The sequence below is a fragment of the Pelorhabdus sp. sgz311002 genome, from assembly GCF_056134285.1.
In genome coordinates this window covers 577,013-600,803 of sequence record NZ_JBWBCL010000001.1, presented here as the reverse complement: position 1 = coordinate 600,803, position 23,791 = coordinate 577,013, and the positions used below count along the sequence as shown (strand labels likewise).

Annotated in this window: 27 protein-coding genes and 1 riboswitch; of the genes, 1 reads left to right on the top strand and 26 read right to left on the bottom strand. The window is 41.5% G+C overall.

Features of this window, described 5'->3' with window-relative positions; all coding sequences use genetic code 11:
- Window positions 1-249: 249 nt before the first annotated feature.
- Window positions 250-432, bottom strand: a riboswitch (cobalamin riboswitch).
- Window positions 433-500: 68 nt separating this feature from the next.
- The 7 genes from AC0NJP_RS03105 to AC0NJP_RS03075 form a co-directional block, all read right to left on the bottom strand.
- Entirely contained in the window at window positions 501-1,298 is a 798-nt protein-coding gene (locus AC0NJP_RS03105) for an ATP-binding cassette domain-containing protein (RefSeq protein ID WP_474698733.1), read from the bottom strand.
- Window positions 1,291-2,127, bottom strand: coding sequence for an ABC transporter ATP-binding protein (locus AC0NJP_RS03100; RefSeq protein WP_474698732.1), 837 nt, complete (start codon window positions 2,125-2,127; stop codon window positions 1,291-1,293). The genes AC0NJP_RS03105 and AC0NJP_RS03100 overlap by 8 nt, the downstream gene beginning before the upstream one ends.
- Window positions 2,099-3,010 carry an ABC transporter permease gene (locus AC0NJP_RS03095; RefSeq protein WP_474698731.1) on the bottom strand — a complete coding sequence of 304 codons (912 nt, stop codon included), beginning with the start codon at window positions 3,008-3,010 and terminating at the stop codon, window positions 2,099-2,101. The genes AC0NJP_RS03100 and AC0NJP_RS03095 overlap by 29 nt, the downstream gene beginning before the upstream one ends.
- The gene (locus AC0NJP_RS03090) at window positions 3,003-3,992 is read right to left on the bottom strand and encodes an ABC transporter permease (RefSeq protein WP_474698730.1); all 990 of its coding nucleotides are present in this window, start codon (window positions 3,990-3,992) and stop codon (window positions 3,003-3,005) included. The genes AC0NJP_RS03095 and AC0NJP_RS03090 overlap by 8 nt, the downstream gene beginning before the upstream one ends.
- Entirely contained in the window at window positions 3,993-5,591 is a 1,599-nt protein-coding gene (locus AC0NJP_RS03085) for an ABC transporter substrate-binding protein (protein WP_474698729.1), read from the bottom strand.
- 206 nt (window positions 5,592-5,797) lie between these two features.
- Window positions 5,798-6,571 (bottom strand): SDR family NAD(P)-dependent oxidoreductase, encoded by a 774-nt coding sequence (locus tag AC0NJP_RS03080; RefSeq protein WP_474698728.1) that lies wholly within the window; start codon window positions 6,569-6,571, stop codon window positions 5,798-5,800.
- A gap of 59 nt (window positions 6,572-6,630) precedes the next feature.
- Entirely contained in the window at window positions 6,631-6,849 is a 219-nt protein-coding gene (locus AC0NJP_RS03075) for a hypothetical protein (protein ID WP_474698727.1), read from the bottom strand.
- A 117-nt stretch (window positions 6,850-6,966) separates the two neighbouring features.
- Between AC0NJP_RS03075 and AC0NJP_RS03070 the strand changes: the two genes are divergently transcribed.
- A complete protein-coding gene (locus tag AC0NJP_RS03070; RefSeq protein WP_474698726.1) occupies window positions 6,967-7,614 on the top strand; it encodes a glucosaminidase domain-containing protein in 648 nt (215 codons plus the stop codon).
- Here AC0NJP_RS03070 and AC0NJP_RS03065 read toward each other — a convergent pair.
- The 19 genes from AC0NJP_RS03065 to AC0NJP_RS02975 form a co-directional block, all read right to left on the bottom strand.
- On the bottom strand, window positions 7,611-8,552 hold the full coding sequence (locus AC0NJP_RS03065) for a patatin-like phospholipase family protein (protein ID WP_474038544.1): 942 nt from the start codon (window positions 8,550-8,552) through the stop codon (window positions 7,611-7,613). The two genes, AC0NJP_RS03070 and AC0NJP_RS03065, sit on opposite strands and share 4 nt — an antisense overlap.
- A gap of 121 nt (window positions 8,553-8,673) precedes the next feature.
- Window positions 8,674-9,399: a class I SAM-dependent methyltransferase gene (locus AC0NJP_RS03060; RefSeq protein ID WP_474698725.1), complete on the bottom strand. Its 726-nt coding sequence runs from the start codon at window positions 9,397-9,399 to the stop codon at window positions 8,674-8,676.
- 18 nt (window positions 9,400-9,417) lie between these two features.
- Window positions 9,418-10,890 carry a sensor domain-containing diguanylate cyclase gene (locus AC0NJP_RS03055; protein ID WP_474038542.1) on the bottom strand — a complete coding sequence of 491 codons (1,473 nt, stop codon included), beginning with the start codon at window positions 10,888-10,890 and terminating at the stop codon, window positions 9,418-9,420.
- A 141-nt stretch (window positions 10,891-11,031) separates the two neighbouring features.
- Window positions 11,032-11,580 (bottom strand): 2-oxoacid:acceptor oxidoreductase family protein, encoded by a 549-nt coding sequence (locus tag AC0NJP_RS03050; protein ID WP_474038541.1) that lies wholly within the window; start codon window positions 11,578-11,580, stop codon window positions 11,032-11,034.
- Entirely contained in the window at window positions 11,577-12,320 is a 744-nt protein-coding gene (locus AC0NJP_RS03045) for a thiamine pyrophosphate-dependent enzyme (RefSeq protein ID WP_474698724.1), read from the bottom strand. Before AC0NJP_RS03045 ends, AC0NJP_RS03050 begins: the two co-directional genes overlap by 4 nt.
- A gap of 1 nt (window position 12,321) precedes the next feature.
- The gene (locus AC0NJP_RS03040; protein ID WP_474698723.1) at window positions 12,322-13,389 is read right to left on the bottom strand and encodes a 3-methyl-2-oxobutanoate dehydrogenase subunit VorB; all 1,068 of its coding nucleotides are present in this window, start codon (window positions 13,387-13,389) and stop codon (window positions 12,322-12,324) included.
- 18 nt (window positions 13,390-13,407) lie between these two features.
- Window positions 13,408-13,611 (bottom strand): 4Fe-4S binding protein, encoded by a 204-nt coding sequence (locus AC0NJP_RS03035; RefSeq protein WP_474038538.1) that lies wholly within the window; start codon window positions 13,609-13,611, stop codon window positions 13,408-13,410.
- Window positions 13,612-13,813: 202 nt separating this feature from the next.
- Window positions 13,814-14,386 carry a phosphate propanoyltransferase gene (gene pduL, locus AC0NJP_RS03030; RefSeq protein WP_474038537.1) on the bottom strand — a complete coding sequence of 191 codons (573 nt, stop codon included), beginning with the start codon at window positions 14,384-14,386 and terminating at the stop codon, window positions 13,814-13,816.
- A gap of 50 nt (window positions 14,387-14,436) precedes the next feature.
- On the bottom strand, window positions 14,437-14,784 hold the full coding sequence (locus AC0NJP_RS03025; protein WP_474038536.1) for an ASCH domain-containing protein: 348 nt from the start codon (window positions 14,782-14,784) through the stop codon (window positions 14,437-14,439).
- Between the two features lie 59 nt (window positions 14,785-14,843).
- Window positions 14,844-16,124, bottom strand: coding sequence for an amidohydrolase (locus AC0NJP_RS03020; protein ID WP_474698722.1), 1,281 nt, complete (start codon window positions 16,122-16,124; stop codon window positions 14,844-14,846).
- Complete coding sequence (locus AC0NJP_RS03015) at window positions 16,117-16,785, bottom strand: class II aldolase/adducin family protein (protein WP_474698721.1); 669 nt, start codon at window positions 16,783-16,785, stop codon at window positions 16,117-16,119. The genes AC0NJP_RS03020 and AC0NJP_RS03015 overlap by 8 nt, the downstream gene beginning before the upstream one ends.
- A 14-nt stretch (window positions 16,786-16,799) precedes the next feature.
- On the bottom strand, window positions 16,800-18,047 hold the full coding sequence (locus AC0NJP_RS03010) for an adenosylhomocysteinase (RefSeq protein ID WP_474698720.1): 1,248 nt from the start codon (window positions 18,045-18,047) through the stop codon (window positions 16,800-16,802).
- Window positions 18,044-19,096: an S-methyl-5-thioribose-1-phosphate isomerase gene (gene mtnA / locus AC0NJP_RS03005; protein ID WP_474698719.1), complete on the bottom strand. Its 1,053-nt coding sequence runs from the start codon at window positions 19,094-19,096 to the stop codon at window positions 18,044-18,046. Before mtnA ends, AC0NJP_RS03010 begins: the two co-directional genes overlap by 4 nt.
- A gap of 6 nt (window positions 19,097-19,102) precedes the next feature.
- Window positions 19,103-19,903 carry an S-methyl-5'-thioadenosine phosphorylase gene (mtnP, locus tag AC0NJP_RS03000; RefSeq protein WP_474038531.1) on the bottom strand — a complete coding sequence of 267 codons (801 nt, stop codon included), beginning with the start codon at window positions 19,901-19,903 and terminating at the stop codon, window positions 19,103-19,105.
- Window positions 19,904-20,020: 117 nt separating this feature from the next.
- Window positions 20,021-20,440 carry a TIGR04086 family membrane protein gene (locus AC0NJP_RS02995; protein WP_474038530.1) on the bottom strand — a complete coding sequence of 140 codons (420 nt, stop codon included), beginning with the start codon at window positions 20,438-20,440 and terminating at the stop codon, window positions 20,021-20,023.
- An 88-nt stretch (window positions 20,441-20,528) separates the two neighbouring features.
- Entirely contained in the window at window positions 20,529-21,290 is a 762-nt protein-coding gene (gene surE, locus AC0NJP_RS02990; protein WP_474698718.1) for a 5'/3'-nucleotidase SurE, read from the bottom strand.
- A gap of 21 nt (window positions 21,291-21,311) precedes the next feature.
- The gene (locus AC0NJP_RS02985; RefSeq protein ID WP_474698717.1) at window positions 21,312-22,040 is read right to left on the bottom strand and encodes a 7-carboxy-7-deazaguanine synthase QueE; all 729 of its coding nucleotides are present in this window, start codon (window positions 22,038-22,040) and stop codon (window positions 21,312-21,314) included.
- The gene (queD, locus tag AC0NJP_RS02980; protein WP_474038527.1) at window positions 22,033-22,416 is read right to left on the bottom strand and encodes a 6-carboxytetrahydropterin synthase QueD; all 384 of its coding nucleotides are present in this window, start codon (window positions 22,414-22,416) and stop codon (window positions 22,033-22,035) included. Before queD ends, AC0NJP_RS02985 begins: the two co-directional genes overlap by 8 nt.
- A gap of 85 nt (window positions 22,417-22,501) precedes the next feature.
- Entirely contained in the window at window positions 22,502-23,785 is a 1,284-nt protein-coding gene (locus AC0NJP_RS02975) for a glycosyltransferase family 2 protein (protein WP_474038526.1), read from the bottom strand.
- Between the last annotated feature and the right edge of the window lie 6 nt (window positions 23,786-23,791).

The following is a 23,791-nucleotide window of genomic DNA, read 5'->3' as shown; positions in this document are numbered from 1 at the left end:
TTTGAGACAGCTTCTTTTTTAAGAAAAAAGTCCCCGTAAACGGGGACGGTTGCGGTGCCTAGTCGCAACGATGGAAAAGAACAACAAAAATAGAGTAAAAGGATTGGAACTATCAATGACTCCTTGGAATCCAAGGAAAAGGTTTGGCATTAAAAAAGCCTTCCTAATTGCTTAGGAAGGCGCATTTGCGAAAATACAACGAAATAAAATTTCGCAGATAAATCCCCTCCCCATCACTCGTGGGTCAAAATGGTGATTGCTAGACAGGCAGTTCTCCTGGCTCTGGATCATAGCTGCTCTAAACCTTCCCAGAATACTCTATTCCAGTGGTATATTTTAGAGGAGCTCCTCATTACAGTGGCGGGACCGCGTCGGTATTACACCGAACTTCCCTATTAAGCCTTTTCAGGCACCTATCTCAAAACTATGTAGTTTTAAAAAGTTTACATAGCTAGTATAAATCTTTTTGCAAAATAAGTCAAGAAAAATTAACTAAAAATTCAGTGCTTTTCACCACGTTCACGCGGATGCTCAATTAAAACTGCTGCAAGCAGCTTCTGCGTATAAGGTTCAGTTGCTTTTGATAACTGAGCCGCTGGAAGAATCTCAACAATTTTCCCTTGGTACATCACCGCAATTCGATCGGTTAAAGCAGCTGCCAGCTTCAGATTATGGGTAATAAAAAGATAGGTTAGGTTAAGCTCTTGCTTTAACTCTCGTAATAGTTGGAGGATCTGATTTTGAATAATTACATCGAGACCGGAAGTTGCTTCATCTAAAATCAGAAAGCGAGGTTTCACAATAAGCGCTTTCGCTAAACAAACTCGTTGCCGCTCACCCCCGCTTAACTCTCCCGGATATCGCGCTAAGATAGAACGGGGTAATCGAACGGCGGCAAGGGATTGTTCGATTGCTTTTTCTATATTTGCGCCATCAGCCAAAGAAAAATTTTGCAATGGTTCCTCTAACGCAATATAGATCGACTGACGCGGGTTTAATGCACCTAATGTATCTTGAAAAACGATTTGCAAGTCTTTACGAATATAGCGTTGCTTTGTTACTGGCAAAGCAAATAGATCTTTACCATTAAAAACAACTTTTCCCGCTGAAGGCGCCTCTAGCATAGCAATTATTTTTGCCAACGTGCTTTTGCCGCAACCACTCTCGCCAACGAGTCCAAGGGTTTCGCCTGCCGCAATTTCTAATGATACATCGGAAACAGCCTGAACCTTTTCATGGCCCAAAAGCCAACTTTTATGAAGTCGATATTCTTTAGACAGGTGGTCAATTTTAAGCATGCGATGACCACTCCGGCAAAAAAGACTCATCGCACTCAAAACGACTTGCTGCTAATAGGCGTTTCGTATATTCCGAACGCGGTGTATCAAATAAAGCCATGCAGTTATTGCATTCCACAATTTTCCCTGCTTGCATAACAATAACATCATCAGCCATTTCGGCAATAACGCTCATATCATGGGATATTAAAATAATGGAAACTCCCTCCTCCTGCTGCAGCCGTTTTAACTCTTTAAGTACCTGAGCCTGAAGTGTTACATCAAGCGCTGTAGTTGGTTCATCAGCAATAATCAGAGAAGGTTTTAACGACATGGCCATAGCAATCATTACACGCTGGCTCATGCCGCCACTCAATTGAAAGGGAAAACGGCGATAAATTTTTGCCGGTTCTGTGAAACCCATTTTTGCTAATAATAATAAGCTTTGTTCTTTGGCTTCCTGACGAGTACAGCCAGTATGAGAACGAAAAACCTCCGATATTTGCCAGCCGACTGGTAGAACGGGATTTAGTGCTGCTGTTGGATTTTGAAAAATCATACTGATTTTTTGTCCCCGCAGCGATCGGACTGAATCAAGTGACATTTTCAGCAAATCTTTTCCTTGGAATAAAACCTCTCCCTGGCAGCAAAATTGATCGGTTTGTTCTTCTAGTAGGCGTAAAATCGCTCGAGCTGTGAGCGATTTACCACTGCCGCTTTCGCCGACAATTCCTAAGACTTTGCCTGGCGCCACATGAAGCGAAATGTCAGCTACTGGTGTCGTTATACCTCGTTGCGTCATAATATTAATCCAAAGATTTCTAATTTCCAAGCAACTTGCTGCTGTCAAGGGAATCACTTCCTGTCTTTGTTCTATTCCGTCTTTGTTGCTGATTCAGTGGATCTAAGGCATCGCGAATGGCATCGCCGACAAAATTCACGGCAAGAACCGTGGAAACAATGGCAAGACCAGGAAAAAGCGTAATCCACCAACACCCAGCTAAAATACTGCGCTGACCACCCATAAGCATATTTCCCCAGGACGGTTGATAAGGCGGAATACCTAGGCCTAAAAAACTTAAAGCAGCCTCAGTAATAATGGCATGGCCCATATTTAGTGTAGCTAATACGACAAGTGATGGCAGACAGTTCGGTAAAATATGGCGGCAAACCACATTTTTCTGAGTAGAGCCGCTAGCGAGCGCTGCTTTCACAAAGGGCTTTTGTTTTATGACTAAAAACTCTGTTCGTATCAGGCGCGCTGTTTGCATCCAAGTGGTGAAGGCAATTACTAAAACAACGCTCCAAAGTCCTTGATTTCCTAAGGATTGCAGGGCAATAACCATAACTAACGTCGGCAGTGATAACAAACCATCAACCAAACGCATACAAAGGTTATCTAACAAACCGCCGGCATAGCCGCTCATTAAGCCGTAGCATAAGCCTATTGTCGTTGCTAAAAAAACGGAAGCAAAACCAACTAATAAAGAAACACGTCCGCCATAAAGCAGTCTGCTGTAAATATCACGACCTAATTCGTCAGTACCGAACCAGTGCTGTAAAGAGGGCGGTTGGCGAATACTGAGAAGATCTGTATCAACTGGATTATAGTGACTTAAAAGCGGTGCAGCTAGGGCAAAAAAAGAATAGAGTAATAGAATTGCTATCCCCCAACGCCCGATTCTATGGCCGTAAAGACGATGCCAAAACAGTTTATTATTCTCATTATCCATGTGCGCCAAGCCCCCGTTTTGCTCCCTCGCCCTGCAATCTGGGATCAAGCCAAGCGCACAAAATATCAGCAAGTAAATTACCAATCACTACAAATAAACCAGTGAGAAGAATGGTTCCCATAAGCAACGGATAGTCCCGTGTTGCCGCCGAGTAGATTGTAAGCTGGCCGATTCCTGGATAAGCGAAGACGGTTTCGACGAGATAACCGCCGCCAATTAATGAGGAAAATGACATTCCTGTATAAGTGATTAAGGGAATTAGGGCATTGCGAAAGGCATGCACATAATAAATATAGTTAGGCATAAGACCTTTCGCATAAGCTGTTAAAATATATTCTTGGTTCAGAACTTCTAGCATGCTAGAGCGAATTAAACGAATATAGGCGCCAATATGGCTAACAGCAAGAACAAGAGCTGGTAATATAAGATGCAACAAACGATTGCTTACATCCTGCTCACGCCCAATTGCGGCGAGCCCAGAAGATGGCAGCCAGCCAAGATAAACAGAAAACACCAGTATGGCAAGGAGTGCTAACCAAAAACTAGGAATAGAAAAAAACAGAAACGCAATAAAGGTTGAAAAATAGTCGAATAAAGAATATTGCTTGACTGCTGCAAGAATCCCGATAGACGTTGCTAATACAAGCATGATTGCTGTAGCACTAGCGGTTAATAGCAAAGTGTTGGGTAAACGCTCTGCGAGAATCTGGCTAACCGGTTGTCCTGTCATATATGATGTTCCTAGATCGCCCTGCAAAATCCCTGACATCCATTTACCATACTGAATAGGCAATGGTTGATCCAGTCCGAGATTTGTCCGAATCCGCATTTGGTCTTGCGGCCGCATTTTTTCTAAATGACTGCCGTACATGGCTACGGCAGGATCGCCGTGAGCCATGTGAATCAGAAAAAAAGCACATAAGCTAATTACTAAAAGAACAGGCAGACTCGATAAAATGCGACGAAAAATAAAACCTAACATTTACTGTTTGCTCCATTCCTCCAAATTCCACATATAACCTGCGCCGTGATGTCCTAGTGTTTTTTCTTTAATGCCAGATAGGTTTTTCTTGGTAACTAAAGCAACATCAAGATATGCTAAAAAATTAAACGCAGGGTCTTTAGCAAGCTCATTTTGGAATTCTTTATAAAGTGCAATTCTTTCATTACGATCACTAGCTTGTCTGGCTGCTAAAAGCAATGAGTCAACTTTCGTGTTTTTATAGTGTTCATAATTGGCAATTTCCATTTGAGAACTATGGAATATGCGATACGTATCATCATCAGGGTCAAACGGACTACCCCAGCCCAGCAAGAAAGTATCAGTTTGGCCAATTTTAAAGGAACCTTTTTCCTTCGGATCAGGAATTGCTTCCACGCCGATTTGTTTAAACTGGGTACTTAAAGCATTGACTAAAGCGACTCTTACAGGATCAGTAACAAAAGTCGTCAACTTAAAGGAAAAACGTTTTCCATCTTTTTGCAAAACTCCATCGGGACCAGGTGTCCAGCCAGCTTCAGTCAGTAAAGCCTTTGCTTTTTCCAGATTGAATGTGTAAGGATTGACATCAGGATTATTGGCCCAGCTCAACTGTAACGGTCCATAAGCCGGTTTGCCCCACCCCAGTAAAACGCCATTTACTATGGCATTACGGTCTACTGCATAGTTGAGCGCCTGCCGTACTCGGGCATCCTCCCATAGCGGATTCAGTCTGTTATACATTAATACCCGATAGTCGGAAGTAACAATGCGATGAACCGTCAAATTTTCTTTTTGTTTCATTCGCTCAACTTCCATTGGATCGACTAAAGCTACATCAATTTCACCTGTTTCTAGTTGCAACGCCCGAACATTTTGGTCAGGCAGATATTTTAAAATGACTTGCTCTGACTTGGGCGACTGACGGTAAAAATCTTGATTGGCGGCAAGTTTCATATATTGTCCTTTTTTCCATTCCACAAACTTAAATGGGCCGGTACCAATAGGCGCAGCATTGAAAACATTGTTATTAATATCTTTACCTTCCAAGAGATGTTTCGGCAAAATTCCGGTAGACATTACATTCACTAGCAAAGGAAACGGTGTTTTTAGAACAATTTTTACGGTATAGGGATCCATAATTTGCACAGCTTTAATTTCCTCAAACCGTTCTCGAATCATTGAATTATTTTTAGGATTTAACGCGGCTTCAATCGTAAATTTTACATCATCCGCTGTAAACGGCTGACCATCATGCCATTTAATATTTTTCTTTAAATGAAACGTATAGGTCAGTTTATCACTTGATATATCCCAGCTTTCCGCCATGTCAGGAATGGGCTCATTTTTATCATCGTAACGGACTAACCCGCTAAAAATAAGTGAAACGGCATCATCATGCTCATCGGCAAAAATTGGATTGACTTTATCAGATTCATTTTCGACACCAAGAATAATCGACTTCGAATCCGTTTTAGCACCTGTCTGATCGGCTTTACCGCCACAGCCGCTTACCAGAAATGTCAGTACTACCAATAAGACAGTAATAAAAAAAACACTTTGTTTTGCGAATAACTTCTTTTTGCTAAAAAATCTACTCATCTTACGCCAAAAGCCTCCCTTAAAAATAAAAACCAAGTAAGCCCTTTCTTTCAAGAAAAGTAGGCTACCTGGTTTACATTGAAAAATTACCCAGAATGCGTAAGAAGCTTCATGCCTCTAATAAAGTACAATTCATCATACTTTATTAAAATTATATTTGACATCAAAACAAATTTTCCTGCTTTATAATAAAAATTCAGTAATTTTTAACAAGCAGTAATTCCGCCATCGACACTCCAAAGCGCCCCCGTAACAAAAGCAGCTTCTGAAGAAGCCAAAAAACAAATGACGTTAGCTACTTCTTCTGCTGTGCCAATTCTTCCTAGCGGGTAATAAAGAGCCATTTCCGCTTTGGCAGCTGCTGGATCGGTCTTTTCAGATAATTGCTTTTCCAATAACGGCGTGGCAATATCGCCAGGACAGACGGCATTGACACGAATTTTATAAGGCGCTAACTCTAATGCCAAGGCTTTAGTAAAAATATTGACAGCTCCTTTGGAAGCGCAATAGGCGCTGCACTGTAAATTCCCCTGTACACCTGCATCAGAGGAAACATTCAAAATAGCGCCGCCACCTGTTCTTCGCATTTGTCTTGCTGCAAATTTTGCCATAAAGTAAACGCCTTTTATATTACAGTCCATTAAATCAGCAAAATCTTGTTCACTCATTTCATCAATCAGCTTCTCCAAATAAAGACCAGCACTGTTGATTAGCACATCAAGACGGCCAAAGCGGCGTACTGTTTCTGCTACGATCTGCTGACAAGCGTCATAATTGCTTACATCGCCTTTTAGGTAAATTACCTCAGGCTGGTTTTGTAAAATCTGCATTGCTTCACGTCCTTTCTGCTCATTACGGCCAACTAGAACAACCGTAGCTCCTTTTGCTAAAAACTTCTTTGCAGATGCTAAGCCAATACCAGAAGTTCCGCCCGTAATCAGTATTACTTTGCCAAGAAAAGACGACTCGCAATTTTCCACATCCAACGCTCCAATTCATTGCAAAATAGATTATATCACTATAAGCATACCACAATTATTTACAAAGTATCTACTTGCTCTTCTTCGTCTTCAAGAAATCTTTCGCTATTTTTCATTTGTACCATAAGAGAACGCACAATTTCCTCATAACGACTTACGACAGCATTCGTTAGTGCCGGGACCTCTCGTTGTCCCCATTCCTCATGCTGTTGCTCTAAAATAAACATAGCAAGTTCATGAATCCGATAGGATTTTAATACACTTTTCAAGTCAAACATTTTTACTCCTCCTTCATCTATTTCTATGACAACACCAACCATCTGGTGTCCATGAGACAAGGATTTTTAATGATGAGGCGCGAAATTATTAAAGAATTTCTAATAAGGAGATACACTATGTCTAAACAACTTACCGCTTTTTCCTTATTGCTGCTGTTTCCTTTAGTGATGATGGCTCCAGCTACAGCCTCATCCATTCCGCTAAAATCATTGCCAGCTGGTTCTTTTGCGCTACAAGATCGCTATCAGTTGGACTTATCGATTATGGGAAGTCCCTTGGCTTCGGAACAGCAATGCGTCGCCTATTTACGTCAAAAAAACCCGCTGCCGGAAACGGCAGTTTCAGCAAAAGAGCTTGTACGGATTTTTTATGAAGAAGCGCGACATGAAGGTATCCGTCCTGACGTAGCTTTTGCCCAATCCCTCCATGAAACAGGCTTTTTTCGTTATGGTGGTGATGTATTACCACCACAAAACAATTATGCCGGGCTTGGCACAACAGGCAATGGCGTAAAAGGCGCCTGGTTTAAAAGTCCTCGTCAGGGAATTCGCGCCCAAATTCAGCATCTCAAAGGCTATGCTACGCCAGTTGCACCACAAGGCATTCTCGTGGACCCGCGCTATGACCTGCTCAAAAAGACTCCTTTTTTTGGTAAACAAAAAACTTGGCAAGCGTTAAACGGCAAATGGGCTGTTCCTGGTAGAAACTACGGGCAAACCATTTTAAGAATTCATCAGGAAATTTTAAAAATGCCTCGTAATTAGAGTTTTTGTTTGATCTTATCGTTCAGTAATGTAATAATATCAGGCAAATCGCTTTTGGCTGCTGCTCTACCTCGTTCAATACAACGATCAATGTCATTTACACTACGAAAGGCTAGATCAAAAGTCTGAGGTCGAATCACCAAATCTGATAATTGCCGACCTTTCAACAAGGTTACTTCCCGCGACATAATTTCAATACACTGCAATAGTACTTCTCCGACAGACTGAATACCGAAATTAGGTTGCCCATCATACCCCAAATCGACGCCTAACACCACTTCCGCCCCCATGGAACGTAAAATATCAGCAGGCAGATTGTTTTTTACAGCTCCATCAACGAGCGTCATTCCCTGATAAACTTTTGGTTGAAAAATTCCCGGGATAGAAATGCTTGCTCGCACTGCTTCAATAAGTGAAATAGAATGATCATATTTTGCATGTAATATATCAGGTTTTTGTCGAAGCAACGTTGTGAAAAACACCGTTTCAGCTGTATTGAGATCAACAGCTGTAATAGCCAAAGGTAGTTTTGTTTCTTTTACTGTCCGATTTCCCCACAGCGAACGAAAATACTGTTCCACTCTTTCACCTTTAATCATTCCAGCCGGAATAACTGATAAGAGACGAAATTTTCCCGTAAATAGCCACTTCATACCGTACTTGACAAGTTGATTTAAAGAAAACTTTGCGTCAATCAAATCATGCAGATTCAGTTCATGGGCAAGTTCTGTCATTTCTTGTGAACCATGGCCAGTGGCATGCAAAGCCGCTACTACAGCTCCAGCGCTTGTTCCGGCAATAAAATGAATGGGAATTCCGGCTCGTTCTAGTTCGGCGAGTACGCCAATATGAGCTAATCCGCGCAGCCCGCCGCCGCTCAAGGCTACGCCAATGCGCGGAATGGTCAGCTCGGATCGCCCGTTCACTCGGATAAGCACTTTGCCACCACCTTTCGGCCATCTGGTATAATCTATGTAATAAACTGATAACAAGTGAAAAAGGTCTGCCAAATATGAAATATTTGGCAGACCTTTTTGGGTAATATAAGCAATAAACTATTTAGTCATGTGATTCTTTCTGCGCCAAAATAATTAGGCGCGGTGTATCTTTGTCATAGGGACGACCATCAAAAGCACCGAAAACTTGTTTAATTCCTAAACCGGCTTCTGTAAGCATATCTGTCATTTCAGCTAGCGTATAAGTTCTAAGCTGAAAATCAGCTTCTGTTTTTTTACCGGTAACTTGATTTAAGAGTTGCCGCTTCATTACGGCAATACCTTCTTCAATCTCTACTTTATAAGAAAGAACAGCTTCACCACTAGGATGACGCCAATAGCGATTTAAATTGTTTTTCAGCATCCAATCACGATTAAACAAATCAATCAAGAAAAGGCCCTTTGGTTTTAAGGCTCTGGCAATCGATGCGATTACCGCTGCATTTTCTTCATCTGAGAAAAAACCAAAAGCAGCGAACATATTAATTACCGCATCAAAAGTTTCCTGATAGGAAAGCTCGCGCATATCACACTCTACAAAGCTCACAGCAATTTCTAGCTCCTCCGCTTTCTGTTTGGCAATCGCTAGAAAATCACGGTTACTATCAAGGCCAATTACTTCATAGCCAAGCTTCGCCAGTTCTAAAGTATGACGTCCATAACCGCAATATAAATCAAGAATCGTTGAATTTTTTATTGGAAGCTGCAGGGCACTCGTAATAAACTGAATTTCCTGGTCGGTTCCTGCTAAAGAATATTCTTTAAAATCCCCTAGCGTGTCCTGCTTCATATTTTCACCTCTTATCTGTCAGCCTGCTGCAATTTCATGAAAAACACGCACACAGTTTTTATCGTTTTGCTTCGCTGCATACATGGCAGCATCAGCATGCTGAATTAATTCAACATCGCTGTCAGCATCACGCGGGAAACTTGCGAGTCCGGTACTGACAGATATAATTCCATTAGGCTGTGTTTCTCGATTATCAAAAGGATATTCTGCAATGCTTTGCCGAATTCGTTCTGCAATAATTACGGCATCATGAAGCGGAGTTTCCGGCAAAATAACGGCAAATTCCTCTCCACCATAACGAACAACAAAATCAACGTCTCTTACGATATGTCTAATTAGTTCGGCAATCGTGCGCAATAAATAATCTCCTTGTTGATGACCATGTCTATCATTATAGCTCTTAAAGTTATCAATGTCCATCATCAGGAGAGATAATGGTCGGTGATAGCGCTTAGATCGTTTAAACTCTTGCGTAAGCAATGTTCTAAAATACCGATAATTAAAAAGACCAGTCATCCCATCCGTAATCGCCTGCACTTCAACTGATGCTACATGGTTCGCATGAGCAATCGTCATAGCAATTTGATTCGCTAAGGAACCGAACATCTCTAATTCCAGCTCACTAAAATCACGCTTACAAGTTGTTTCAATGTCAAAAACACCGATCACCTGATCATTGACAATCAGCGGAATCGCCAGTTCACTGACACAGTCAATTCCCCCACTAATATAACGGTGATCTTGACTCACATCAGGAGAAAAAACAACTTCTCTGTATTTTGCGGCATGACCAGCAATTCCTTGCCCTAATGGAATTCGCAAAAATTTGCAAAAGGTCTGAAAATAGCCAGTATGGGCGCGTACAACAAGCTCCTGGTTCTCTTTATCCAAAAGTAGTATTGCCACATTATCTAAGGCGAATTCTTTTGTGACGTTTTTTAAAATTTCCTCTAAAACTTCTTCTTCATCTACTGTCTTTTGTACAATAGAGGTAATGCGATAGAGCGCGACTAATTGTTTTTTTGTTTGCTCAAGATCCATTAAAAATAAATCTTGATTTGACATTGCTGTGTAGAGCTCTTCATTTACATTTTGATATTGTGCAGTAATGGAAGTAAATTCAGTTTCCATAAGAACCGATTCCGTAATATTGCGAATATAAACAAGTATTTTATCTTCCCAGGGATAAAAATTCCAACAGTAATATTCGGGTAATTCATGAGCTGTTGTATGCTCATGACGACAGACCATCTGCTCTGTTCGCTGCTTTTTGGCCTCATGATACATCGGGAGAATCTCGGTAACAGCATCAGGAAAAATAACATGAAGCATTTTTTCAAAGGGTTGGCCCAAAAAGCGTTTTTTTCGCCATCCTTCTATATTGGACAAAAAAATTTCACCAATTTTACCGTCAGATTCAACGGCCAAAATAACAGAAGGAGTCTGGGCAATAATTAATTCAATCATTTGTTTTAACATATCGTTGCTCAAACGTTCTCCACCTTTACTTTAGGCAATATTATATCTTGCTATAGTTTCGCTGAAGAGTTTTAAAATCCCTGCCAAAAATTAAAGCTATTTCAATGTCTAGTAAAATAGAATCATTGAAATAGCTTTATAAAAATTTATTAATTATACCATTTGCTTGCCAATATATTCGGCGCCTTTTTCTAAAGCAATTTTGTTAATTTCTAAAAGCTCCGGTTTTTTAGCAAACATTTTGGCAAAAGCACCTAGAACTGATTCAGGAGCAACGGCTCCGGAAGCTTTTACAATTGCACCCAAAACGATCATATTTGCTACTTTTGGATTCCCAATTTCCTGCGCAAGCTCATTCGCCGGAATTTTATAAACCTTAATATCCTGACGGGAAGCTTCTTTTTCAATTAAAGAACTGTTTATGATTAAAATACCACCTGACTGAAGCTGCGGCTCAAATTTATCTAAAGAAGGTAAATTCATGGCTACAAGCACATTCGGCTCAGTAACGATCGGCGAGCCGACTTTTTCATTACGGATAATAACAGAACAGTTTGCAGTGCCGCCGCGCATTTCCGGTCCATAAGAAGGAATCCAAGAAACTTCACGATTTTCAATCATGCCAGCGTACGTCATAAGCTGACCCATTAACAGGACGCCTTGTCCGCCAAAACCAGCCATAATCATATCATGGGACATCATTCTTTCACCTCCTTATAAACACCTAAAGGAAAGACTTTCATCATGTTTTCTTCTAACCACTTGGAGGCCTTTAGCGGAGTCATACGCCAGTTCGTTGGACAAGTAGACAGAACTTCTACCATAGCGAAGCCATCGCCTTTAAGCTGATGTTCAAAAGCGGTTTTAATTGCAGCTTTGGCTTTGGCCATATTCGCGGGATTATTGACAGCTACTCTGGCAATGTAGACAGCGCCATCTAGAGTCGAAAGCATTTCCGATACTCGAATAGGATTTCCTGTATTAGCTAAAGAACGGCCATAAGGCGAAGTATTTGTCACCTGATCAATCAAAGTGGTTGGCGCCATTTGTCCTCCGGTCATGCCATAAATTGCGTTATTAACAAAAATGGTTGTGATTTTCTCACCACGTGCTGCAGCATGAACAATTTCAGCACAACCAATAGCAGCCAGATCGCCGTCACCTTGATAAGTAAATACAACAGCATCAGGATGAACTCGTTTTACACCGGTAGCAACAGCAGGTGCGCGACCATGAGCTGCTTCCAGCATATCTATATTAAAATATTCGTAAGCTAACACAGAACATCCCACTGGGGCTATGCCAATCGCGTTTTCTCGAATTTTTAGCTCATCAATAACCTCACCAACTAGACGGTGAATGATACCATGATGGCAGCCGGGGCAATAGTGAAAAGGTACATCCAGAAGTGATTCCGGTCTTTTAAAGAGAACTTCAGCCATTTTATTTCCCCCCCACAGTACTGAGAAGTTTTTTGATTTCCGCCACCACTTCTTTCGGTGACATAATCATACCTCCTGTTCGTCCGTAAAAAGCGACTGGACGAGCTCCATTCACAGCGAGCCTTACGTCTTCCACCATTTGTCCAGCGCTTAATTCTAGCGTTAAGAACGCTTTCGGCGTTTGCGCTAATGCTCCTAATGCTTCACTGGGGAAAGGCCATAAGGTTCTCGGACGGAATAAACCTACTTTATAGCCTTCGGCGCGAACTGTATCTATTGCCGAGCGGGCGATACGCGATGTAATACCGTAAGCTACGATAATCAGATCGGCATCTTCTGTATATAAGCTTTCATAACGCACTTCGTTAGTAGAAATCATTTGATAACTATTCTGTAATAAATGATTATGTTCTTCCAAATGTTCTGGCTTTAAAAATAGCGAGTTAATTACATTGGGAGTTGTTCGTTTATGCATGCCAACAGCAGCCCAAGGTTTTGCCACTGTTTCCTTAATAGCTTCAGGGAATATGATCGGTTCCATCATCTGTCCCAAAGCACCATCACCAAGCAGCATAACAGGATTGCGATATTGGTCGGCTAAGTCAAAAGCAAGTACTGTCATATCCACAAGCTCTTGTACTGAATTTGGCGCAAGCACGATCAAACGATAGTCCCCATGACCGCCGCCTTTTGTCGCTTGAAAATAATCAGCCTGCGAAGGTTGAATACTGCCAAGTCCTGGGCCGCCGCGCATCATATTGACAATAACGCAAGGAAGCTGTGCCCCAGCTATATAAGATATGCCTTCCATTTTCAAGCTAATTCCCGGGCTGGAAGAAGAAGTCATAGCTCTGGCGCCAGCGCCAGCAGCACCGTAAACCATATTAATGGCGGCAATTTCACTTTCCGCCTGAAGAAAAGTCCCTTCTACCTGAGGCATACGCCGCGACATATATTCTGTTAATTCCGTCTGGGGGGTAATCGGATAGCCGAAATAATGACGACATCCGGCCACGATTGCTGCTTCCCCAATTGCTTCATTCCCTTTCATTAGAACCTTTTCAGCCAATGTAATTCACTCCTATCTTTACTTGTGAATTTCAATTACCATATCAGGACAGGTTTTTGCACAAAGCATACAGCCAATACACTTACTTTCATCAATGCACATAGAAGGCCGATACCCTTTACTGTTAATTCGATCAGAAAGTTGAATAATTTTTTTCGGGCAAACGGCGGTACATAGTTCACAGCCTTTGCACCGTTCTTCATAGAATACAGGTTTTGGCATAACTATACCTCCCTTGAAAAAAAATTGTGAATTTTTTTGTAGTTTCTTTCTATGCAAAACACTTCCACAAATTTTAATAAATTCCTCTTCATTTTACAATGTATACAAAGAAAATGTTCAATAATCGCGCGGGTTGTAAACATGTAAAGACAAAAAAGAAAGACTCTGCACTTTTATGCAGAGTCTTTCTAAAACAGACAAATTATTTAATAATTTCGCCTAAATCATCATTGGCGATTTGTCCGGCGTTACCTTCATCTGTATCAATATGCATTTCTAGTGCAAAATCTTCCCGCACGCGAATAATAACATTTTCGAAAATTACGCCGCGGTCGCCGCCGAAACGAACTTTCACACAGTCTTTATCTTTTACGCCGAATTTCTCAGCATCAGCTGGCGTCATGTGAATATGTCTTGCTGCCACAATAACCCCTTTATCAAGAGTTATTTTGCCTTTTGGGCCAACAATCGTAATGCCTGGTGTGCCTGCTAAATCACCAGATTCTCTAACAGGCGGTTTCAACTTTAATTTAATCGCGTCAGTCAAAGCAATTTCGATTTGCGTTTCTTTACGAACAGGACCGAGAACGCGCAATTTGTTGATTGAACCTTTTTCGCTAACAATATCAACAACTTCTTCAGCAGCAAATTGGCCAGGTTGTCCTAATTCTTTTTTTAATGTGAGCTGATGTCCTTCACCAAAGAGAATATCCAAATCTTTCTGCGAAAGATGGAGATGACGGCCAGAAATACCAACAGGAACTTTCAATGACATAATACAAGCACTCCTTTTTATAAAAGCTAAATTTCTTTATCTACCACTAGTTATTCGACGACTTCAGAAAAGTATACCACACTCACCATATCGTCAGGTGATAAGGTTTTTTCATAAATAGAATGTAAAAATGTGATAAGTTCATCGGCGCTAGTAATATTTTGACTTTCTCCCTGCAATTCTTCTAAGGATAGCAGGTTTAATGGTTTCGTATCTACTTTGTCAATCACAGCCGGATAAAGCTTTTTACGCGGTGCAAATCGTTTTCCTACCGTAATCCAAACCAGATCGCCTTCTTGATATTTACTACTTTTATCGCCAAGACGGATCGTGCAAATCTTACGGCGAGAAACAAGCTGGGAGTGATAATGAGACGAATAAAAATTTAAAGCTCGCATATCTTACTCCTCCTATAGCACTATAATTCACAACACAAATTACGTCAAGTACCTTATCCTTATTTTTCTACTAAACGCATGCCACGGCGCTGATTTTCAAAAATAATCTGTTCTACATCTAATGTAAGAAGTTGTCTATTTTCCATTAATATTTTTCCTTTAACAAGGACAGTATCAACATCACTGCCGTTTGCACTATAAGTTAATAGCGATAAGCGATCATGACGCGGATACCAGTGTGCTTTATGCATATCAATTAAGGTAATATCGGCATCATAGCCCACAGCCAATTTCCCAATCTGTTGATCAAGCCCTAAGCATATAGCGCCTTGTTCTGTTGCCAATGCTACAGCTTCTTTAGCTGGCAATAATTCAGGGTTAAAATGATTCGTCTTATGAAGCAGTGCCGCTAGACGAATTTCCTCTATCATATCAAGGTTATTATTGCTTGCTGTTCCATCTGTACCAAGACCTACAGGGATTTTTGCCGCTAACAGTTCCGGTACTGGTGCAATGCCGCTTGCCAACTTCATATTGCTGCCAGGATTATGCGCTACAGTTACATGGTATTTTTTTAGCAAAGCAATGTCTTCTGTTGATAAATGAACGCAGTGAGCTGCTAAGACGGGATGGTTTAACAGTCCTACTTTTTCCATTAGGGCAATCGGTGATAAACCGTGTTTTTTCTGGCATTCTTCCACTTCGCCTTTGGTTTCTGACAAATGAATATGAATACCGGCTTCTAATTTTTCCGCCAATGCCACAACTTGTTTTAGGTAGTCAGGTGGACACGTATATGGGGCATGTGGTCCAAGACGAACCGTAATGCGTCCATCAGCTTTGTTATGCCAATCTTTATAGAAAACCTCGCTGTCTTTGAGAGCCTGCTGACCGTTAGGTGCAACTCCAGCCATACCACGCGCTAAAACAGCGCGCATGCCGCTCTCTTCTACTGCCTTAGCTACTTGATCCATATGAAAATACATATCGGCAAAGGTCGTTGTGCCTGTTTGGATCATTTCCACAATGGCTAAAAGCGTGCCCCAATAAACGTCTTCGGGCGTTAAATTGGCTTCTGCCGGCCAAATTTTTTGTTGTAGCCAATCCATAAGCAACATATCATCGGCATAACTGCGAAACAGTGTCATGGCAGCATGGGTATGGGTATTTACAAGCCCGGGAATTGCCAATTTATGCGATCCATTTATTACTTTGTCGGCTTGCTTCGTAAGGTTTTGTCCTAATGCAGCTATTTTACCGTCTTTAATAAATAAATCTTGCTTAATAATAGCTCCATTTGTTCCTAATACTTCAGCATCTTTTATCAATATACTAGTCATGATCAACGCCTCCTTTGCGCAACCGATAACTCGACTGATAGAACTGGTGCATCGCATCAATATCATTTTGACTTAAAGGAACGGCACCGCCTAGGTTTTGGGCGTAAAGAAAAATTTGCGCTGATTTTTCTACGAGTTCACAAGATAGCATTGCCTCTGTTAAGCTCGTCCCACAGCCAAGCACGCCATGATTTGCCAGTAGTACAGCATTTTTCCGTTCTAGCATTTTTACAGCATTTAGAGCCAATTCATCCGTTCCCGGTAAAGCATAAGGGGCAACCTCAATAGAACCGCCGATAACCTGCAGCATATCCTCAATAATCGGTGGAATTGAGCGTCGGGCAACTGCACAAGCACTAGCAAAAATACTGTGAGTATGTACAACTGCTTGTACATCAGAACGTTGCAAATAAACAGCTAAATGAAGCGGCAGTTCTGAGGAAGGCGCTAATGCCCCATCAAGAACACGACCGGAAAGATTGACTAAAACAAGATCCTTTGGCTTTAATGACAGGTAATCGCGACCAGAGGGAGTCACTAAAATCACGCCTTCTTCGACGCGACAACTAATATTGCCCCAAGTTCCTACAACCAGACCTTTTTGGACTAGCCGATGACCCACTTCAATGATTTCCTCTTGAATCTGTTTAAGTTTTGTCATGCTATAACCTTCTCTCAGGCTTGGTTAATATATTCTTCCTGTTCTTTCGTAAGCTGATCAATAGAAAAGCCCATAGCTTTTAATTTTAAAGCAGCCACTTTCTGATCGAATTCATAGGAAACTTGATGAACGTCATTCGTAAGTTCCTGATGATGTTCTAAAATATGTAAAGCAGCTACTGTCTGCATTGCAAAGGACAAATCCATAATTTCCGCCGGATGGCCGTCGCCAGCTGCTAAATTAACCAGACGACCTTCAGCTAGTAAATAAAGTTTCCGACCGTCAGCCATGGCAAACTCTTGAATATTGCGGCGTGCCGTCCGAACTGATACAGCTAGGTCATTCAAATCGACTTTGTTAATTTCTACGTCAAAATGTCCGGCATTAGCAAAAATTGCACCAGACTTCATTACTTCAAAATGCTCACGGCGAATAATGTCTTTACAGCCTGTAACCGTCACAAAAATATCGCCAATTTTTGCCGCTTCCGTCATGGGCATAACCCGAAATCCATCATAAACAGCTTCTACTGCCTTAATTGGATCGATTTCTGTAATTACGACATTAGCGCCAAGTCCTTTTGCTCGCATAGACACGCCTTTACCGCACCAGCCGTAGCCAGCTACGACGACCGTTTTACCTGTTACCGTCAGATTTGTTGTCCGCATAATGCCATCCCAAGTGGATTGGCCAGTACCATAGCGATTGTCAAATAAATATTTGCAATAAGCGTCATTTACAGCCATCATGGGGAAGTTCAGTCGTCCTTCGGCTGCTAAAGCTTTTAACCGCATTACGCCAGTCGTGGTTTCCTCACAACCGCCAAGAATGCGCGGCGCCAGATCAGAACGCGAACCGTGCAGCAACGCTACGAGATCGCCGCCATCATCAATAATAATATCAGGTTCTGTATCAAGTGATTTATTGAGGAAGTGTTCATATTCTTTATCTGTGCAATCATACCACGCATAAACGGTTACACCGCTGTCAGCCAGCGCGGCAGCTACATCATCTTGCGTCGATAAGGGATTACTACCGGTAATTGCTACCTGAGCACCGGCATTTTTCAGCACGATCGCCAAGTAAGCTGTTTTAGCTTCTAAATGCATGCTAATAACGATTTTTTTACCAGCGAAGGGTTTTGTTGCTGAGAGTTCTTCATTTAAAACATTGAGAACAGGCATATGTTCTTTTACCCAGTTAATCTTATCATGACCTTGCGGTGCAAGGTCTTTATTACGAATTAGCGACATGTGGTTCATCCTTTCATTTCAGCTCGTTGTTTTATTTCCATGATTTTTTTACAATCAGGCTTGTTGATTACGCCATACTCGGTAATAATTGCCGTAATATAAGCCGCTGGCGTTACATCAAAAGCGGGATTATAAACAGTTGCACCAGTAGGAACAGTCTGCTTCCCGGCAAAACAGGCCACTTCTTCGGCATTGCGCTCTTCAATAGGAATTTGTTCGCCGCAGCTTAAAGAAAAATCAAACGTAGACAGCGGCGCTGCTACATAAAAAGAAATTTGGTGCTCTTTGGCTAGAACGGCTACGCTATAGGTGCCAATTTTATTGGCTACATCGCCATTTTGGGCAATGCGATCGGCCCCTACAATCACTGCCTTTACTTTCTTTTGCTTCATAACCCAGCCAGCCATATTATCCGTAATGACAGTTACCGGAATTTGATCAGCCACCAACTCAAAAGCCGTCAGACGAGCTCCCTGGAGCAATGGCCGTGTTTCATCAGCGAATACACCTAGAATATTTCCCTCTTGATGAGCCTGGCGTATTACGCCCAAAGCGGTCCCGAAAGAAACTGTAGCAAGCGCCCCAGCATTGCAGTGTGTTAATACATGAACAGGCTCTGTAAATAGCTCAGCGCCAAACCGTCCAATGGCCTCATTGATTTTTTTGTCTTCTTTGGCAATCGCGATTGCTTGGTTCTCTAAAGCAGAAACACTTTTAGCCGGATCATAACTAGAAACACTCAGACAGTTTAGCATAATATCAACAGCCCAAGCCAAGTTCACAGCGGTTGGTCTTGTCGCTTTCAATTCTTTTGCTGTAGTTTCCATGTGATCCTTAAAAGCTGCTCCAGAATGTTGAAATTCTAAAGCTCCTAACACCATAGCAAAAGCCGCCGCTGCACCAATCGCCGGTGCGCCGCGTACAACTAGTCGTTTTATGGCGTCTGCCACCGCGCGATAATCACTGCAAGTCTTATAGACGATTGTTTCAGGCAGCAGGGTTTGATCAAGTAGAATCAATCGATCTTGCTTCCATTCTAAAGCTAGCAATGACCTCACCACTTTCTAAAGAGTAAAACCGCCAAATTCTCGTAAAGCTTCATGGCAGTGACAGGTTTTTGTTAGTTTACCAGAAGCCAAAACAGCAATGGCCGCCATAATAAGCTTTCTCAAATTTTCACCGTTTGCCCGCATCGTTTCTACGACCTCACTATGAGTCAGACTATGCGGTGAAATTCCAGCGGCAAAGTTCGTAACCATTGATACCGTGGCATAACACATTTCCGCTTCTCTGGCTAAGACTGACTCTGGCAGATTTGTCATTCCCACTAAATCGCCGTGAAGCATGGCAAACATCTTAATTTCCGCTGGTGATTCAAAGCGAGGTCCTTCTGTACAAACATAGGTACCGCCGTTATGGGTGGTAATGCCTAGCTGATTAGAGGCTGCAAATAAAACCTGTCTTAGATCAGGGCAATAAGGCTCTGTTACATCAACATGAACAACGCCGCGCTCTCCCCCTTCGTAGAAGGTAGACGTCCGCCCCTTCGTAAAATCAAGAAATTGATCAACTAAGACAAAATCGCCTGGTTTCATATTCTGATTGAGCGAGCCGACAGCCGTTGTAGCGATAATCTGCTCCACACCTAATTTTTTCAACGCCCAGATATTACCACGATAATTAATCAAATGGGGCGGAATCGAATGCTTGCTTCCATGTCTTGGCATAAAAGCAATTTCAGTTCCCTGATACCAGCCGCTAGTAACTGACACTGGTCCATAAGGCGTTTCTACTTCTTGTTGCCGTACATTATCAAGAATTTTAGGATCATATACGCCTGTGCCGCCAATAATTGCAATTTTCATGTGCTCACCTAGCTTTCTTAAAATAAAACGCAAAATAAAAACTTGTAAAACATCAATTTATGTTTATTCGGTACAGTCTTTTTATTTACCTGCTGCTAGACAAACATTGTCTTATGATTAAGATAATGTAATGCCTAAGAGTCCGCCTAAGGCGCCCGCGGCAAGACCGGCAGCATATTTATTTAGTAACAGCAACACCGATGGGTTGTCGCCACTTAAGTAGAATCCGCAGGACAAGGAAATGGATACATAAAAAAAACCGATGAAAATTCCTAGCAACAACCCCTTGGACTTTTTAATAAAAGCACCATACAGACTACCTAAAAAAATGCTCATTAACGTAATCGCTGCCATGACACCTGAAACATGCTGCTCCACAAACATACTGTCTGTAAGTAAAAGTCCCAAGGAAACGATTAAAATTGCCGTAAACGAGACGAGAAGACTCATAAGAATTCCACGCAGCAAAGCCTGCGCAAAGGCAGGCATTTTTCCTAGTTTAGCTGCTGATTTTTTACTTTTGGACGGGTGATACATCAGGCATCCCTCCAGGCTTTTACCAAAAATGTATGTTTCATTCTTGATTTTTAGCCCAGAAGTTCTGCAGTAATGGTTTTCCTGGCAGTTATTTTTCAAAATTCCATGTTTGGAGTTCTTGCAAAAGTGGATAATGAGTTAAATCGATATGAACAGGTGTTACCGCAATTTTTGCCTCTTTCAAGGCCGTTACATCACTGTCTTTGTCATCAGGTTCCTGGACTACATTGCCTCCCATCCAGTAATAGCTACGCCCCCGCGGATCTTTGCGTTCTTCAAACGAATTTTCATACTGACGACTTCCTAGTTTTGTTATTGCCACACCAGAAATTTGTTCTGGCGGCAGGGCTGGAATATTGACGTTTAGCAAGGTATGTGGCGGCAGACCGCTTGCTACCACTTTAGGAACCAGTCGTTTGGCAAAATTCGCAGCTACAGTAAAATCACAATGATCCCACGCATTGAGTGAAAAAGCAATGGCGGGAATACCATGGAGAATTCCTTCAATGGCTGCACTTACTGTGCCAGAATAGAGTACATCAGTTCCCAGATTAGGACCATGATTAATACCTGATACAACAATATGGGGCATTTCGTCTAATAAAAGTTCCTCTAATGCCAGTTTCACGCAATCGGTTGGCGTGCCACCGATTTTCCAAGCCTTTACAGCCTGTGGTAGCTCATAGGAATCGACTCGAATCGGTTCATGAACCGTAATTGCCTGACTTGTAGCACTTTTTTCTACATCAGGCGCCGCTACATAGACCTGCCCAATCTCTGATAAAGCCTGGCTTAAAGTAAGAATTCCCTGCGCTTGAATACCATCATCATTTGTTACTAAAATCCGCAAGCATTGTTCCCCCCGATCTAATTAAAGTAACTCTAACTGTTTATGGGTTTGGGGAATGATTCGTACATTTCCCAGTTGTTCTGATGCCAAATCAAAAAATGTCCAAAGTTCTCGTTGCATCAGTTCCTGGCCAGCCTGTTTGGCCGTAACAGGCTGCAAAACAAGGGGAACTGTTGGACTGACCGAATGAATCACAGCTAGCGCTTCTTTAAATTCCTTAACGGTAGTTTGTCCTGTCAGAACAATTTTCACAAACACTTCTTTATGGATTGCCTGTTGTAAAAATTTTTGATGAACCATAAAGAGATCTTGACCAGTACTACTAGGCAGTTTAATATCCATGCTAATAAAATCTATAGCAGGTAGTACTTCGGCAAGTTCCTCATAGAGCGTGCCATTTGTTTCTAAATATTTTCTAACAGGTAACTTCTCGCTTAGAGCAAGGAGCGCTGGTACATGACACAACGGTTCACCACCGGTAAAACTAACAGAGTGATGTGGTTTTTCCATTAGACGAAGTGAATGAGAAACAAGACGATCCAGTGAAATAGGATTACTTAATAACAGAAAGTCACCAGTCCCAGGTGTTTGCTCAAGTTTAGCTGGTTCTGTTGTAACAAAAGATTCTGCTGTATCACAGTAATTGCAGCGCAGATTGCAGCCAGCAAATCGAATAAAAAGCTGACGATAACCGACATAGGGTCCTTCTCCTTGAATCGAAGAAAAAACTTCTACAATATGCTCATCCATGATTACGCTCCTGGCGATATGCAACAGCAGAGCGCGGTGATTCCCATACTTTTACTTCGTAAATTTGAACCTGCTTTGCCTCCAAAGGAGTAACTAGTTCGTCATAAATATATTTGGCGATATTTTCTGCCGTAGGATTTTTCGTTTCAAAAGCTGGCAATTCATTCAAATAGTAATGGTCAAGACGGTCGATAATCGTTTTGACTTCTGCTTTTAATACGGTAAAATCAATCACCATACCTAATTCATCTAATTCAAAGCCCCGTACAGTGACTTCTACTTTCCAGTTATGGCCATGCAATCTATGACATTTTCCTTGATAGTTGCACAAATTATGTGCAGCTTCGAATTCTGCCTGTATAGTTAACTCAAACATAAAGAACCTCCCCTAATCATCTAGAATAGAATTAGTATAGCATAAATAGAAAAAGATGAGCAAAGACTCATCTTTTCCCTGACATTTATTTTGCTGCCTGCTTGCTCAAAATAGCATCTTTTGAAAATTCCGCATCATCAGTCACTAGAACTTCTTTATAGCTTAAGCTACGCGTATGCTGTGTATGACTCCATACTCGTTCATGGCGATGAATAAATCCGTAGATCGTAATAGGAATCCAACTGTAAATAAAAATTGGATAAAGTAGCAAATAAAACCACATTTTTAAGGAAACACGGATTTGTGCCAAAATAATCATCGGAAAAACATACTGGGCAAAAGCGAGAATTGTCCATACTTCTACAGGAAGAACCCGATTTAAAATATTAGTGTAAAATGGGAAAAACCCATAAAGATAACTAGATATTACGAAAGCCGTAGACATCAGCAAAAAATAGGGTTGAAACAAATGAAATACACCATCAAGCATGCGAACGTCACCGCGTTTAAAACCTTCTTTGAGTAATTTAGGAATGAAACGACCGGCTACATCGAAATGCCCCTGCGCCCAACGCTGACGCTGCTTCCATGATTGTTTAAAGGTAAGCGGTTTCTCATCATAAACGATGGCATCATGAGCCCAAGTTGTTCGAATACCGCAAAGCAGACTTTTCATAGTAAATTCCATATCTTCGGTTAAGCAAGTAGCTCCCCAGCCGAATTTTTTGAGAACATCCATGCTAATACACATACCTGTTCCACCAAGAACGCTCGTAAGACCAATATTGTATTTTGCTAAATGCCAAATATAGTTTACTACCCAGAAAGAAATGGCGAAGGTGCCCGCAACCCAAGTATCATTGGGGTTTTTAGAATCAAGATACCCTTGGATTACACGCTCGCCTTTGCAAAGGCGATTATTCATTTCCAATAAGAAAGCCGGATGGACTAAATTATCGGCATCAAATACGACAACAGCATCATATTGTTTTTCCATAGCGTAAAGTTTTGCAAACATCCATTCCATAGCAAAACCTTTACCACGCTCTGTCAAATTGGTCCGTTCATGAACAATGGCGCCAGCCTTTTTGGCTATTTCTGCCGTTTTGTCATTACAGTTGTCAGCAATCACATAAATATCATATAAGTCTTTCGGATAATTCAAGACATTTAGATTTTCGACAAGCTGTCCAATGACCGATTCTTCATTATGGGCGGCAACAATAATCGCAAACGTTTTTTCCGGCGTCAAAATTTTGTTTTCATGCCGTTTCCAAAGACCAAACATGGCAATAATAAAATAGTAGAGTGAAAAAAATACGATCAGTAATTGCAATGGGATCATAATAATATCAAAAATATGTTCCATGGATTT

Bases quoted from the DNA above. Each gene is read 5' to 3' on its own strand.
- AC0NJP_RS03060 (WP_474698725.1), bottom strand. From the start codon at position 9,399: ATGAAGCAGGACACGCTAGGGGATTTTAAAGAATATTCTTTAGCAGGA.
- AC0NJP_RS03025 (WP_474038536.1), bottom strand. From the start codon at position 14,784: ATGCGAGCTTTAAATTTTTATTCGTCTCATTATCACTCCCAGCTTGTT.
- AC0NJP_RS03090 (WP_474698730.1), bottom strand. From the start codon at position 3,992: ATGTTAGGTTTTATTTTTCGTCGCATTTTATCGAGTCTGCCTGTTCTT.
- AC0NJP_RS02975 (WP_474038526.1), bottom strand. From the start codon at position 23,785: ATGGAACATATTTTTGATATTATTATGATCCCATTGCAATTACTGATC.
- AC0NJP_RS03045 (WP_474698724.1), bottom strand. From the start codon at position 12,320: ATGGCTGAAGTTCTCTTTAAAAGACCGGAATCACTTCTGGATGTACCT.
- AC0NJP_RS03105 (WP_474698733.1), bottom strand. From the start codon at position 1,298: ATGCTTAAAATTGACCACCTGTCTAAAGAATATCGACTTCATAAAAGT.
- AC0NJP_RS03035 (WP_474038538.1), bottom strand. From the start codon at position 13,611: ATGCCAAAACCTGTATTCTATGAAGAACGGTGCAAAGGCTGTGAACTA.
- AC0NJP_RS03070 (WP_474698726.1), top strand. From the start codon at position 6,967: ATGTCTAAACAACTTACCGCTTTTTCCTTATTGCTGCTGTTTCCTTTA.
- pduL (WP_474038537.1), bottom strand. From the start codon at position 14,386: ATGTCATTGAAAGTTCCTGTTGGTATTTCTGGCCGTCATCTCCATCTT.
- AC0NJP_RS02985 (WP_474698717.1), bottom strand. From the start codon at position 22,040: ATGGATGAGCATATTGTAGAAGTTTTTTCTTCGATTCAAGGAGAAGGA.
- AC0NJP_RS03095 (WP_474698731.1), bottom strand. From the start codon at position 3,010: ATGGATAATGAGAATAATAAACTGTTTTGGCATCGTCTTTACGGCCAT.
- AC0NJP_RS03050 (WP_474038541.1), bottom strand. From the start codon at position 11,580: ATGATGTCCCATGATATGATTATGGCTGGTTTTGGCGGACAAGGCGTC.
- AC0NJP_RS03085 (WP_474698729.1), bottom strand. From the start codon at position 5,591: ATGAGTAGATTTTTTAGCAAAAAGAAGTTATTCGCAAAACAAAGTGTT.
- AC0NJP_RS03015 (WP_474698721.1), bottom strand. From the start codon at position 16,785: ATGACAAAACTTAAACAGATTCAAGAGGAAATCATTGAAGTGGGTCAT.
- mtnP (WP_474038531.1), bottom strand. From the start codon at position 19,903: ATGAAAATTGCAATTATTGGCGGCACAGGCGTATATGATCCTAAAATT.
- queD (WP_474038527.1), bottom strand. From the start codon at position 22,416: ATGTTTGAGTTAACTATACAGGCAGAATTCGAAGCTGCACATAATTTG.
- AC0NJP_RS03020 (WP_474698722.1), bottom strand. From the start codon at position 16,124: ATGACTAGTATATTGATAAAAGATGCTGAAGTATTAGGAACAAATGGA.
- AC0NJP_RS03010 (WP_474698720.1), bottom strand. From the start codon at position 18,047: ATGAACCACATGTCGCTAATTCGTAATAAAGACCTTGCACCGCAAGGT.
- AC0NJP_RS02995 (WP_474038530.1), bottom strand. From the start codon at position 20,440: ATGTATCACCCGTCCAAAAGTAAAAAATCAGCAGCTAAACTAGGAAAA.
- AC0NJP_RS03075 (WP_474698727.1), bottom strand. From the start codon at position 6,849: ATGTTTGACTTGAAAAGTGTATTAAAATCCTATCGGATTCATGAACTT.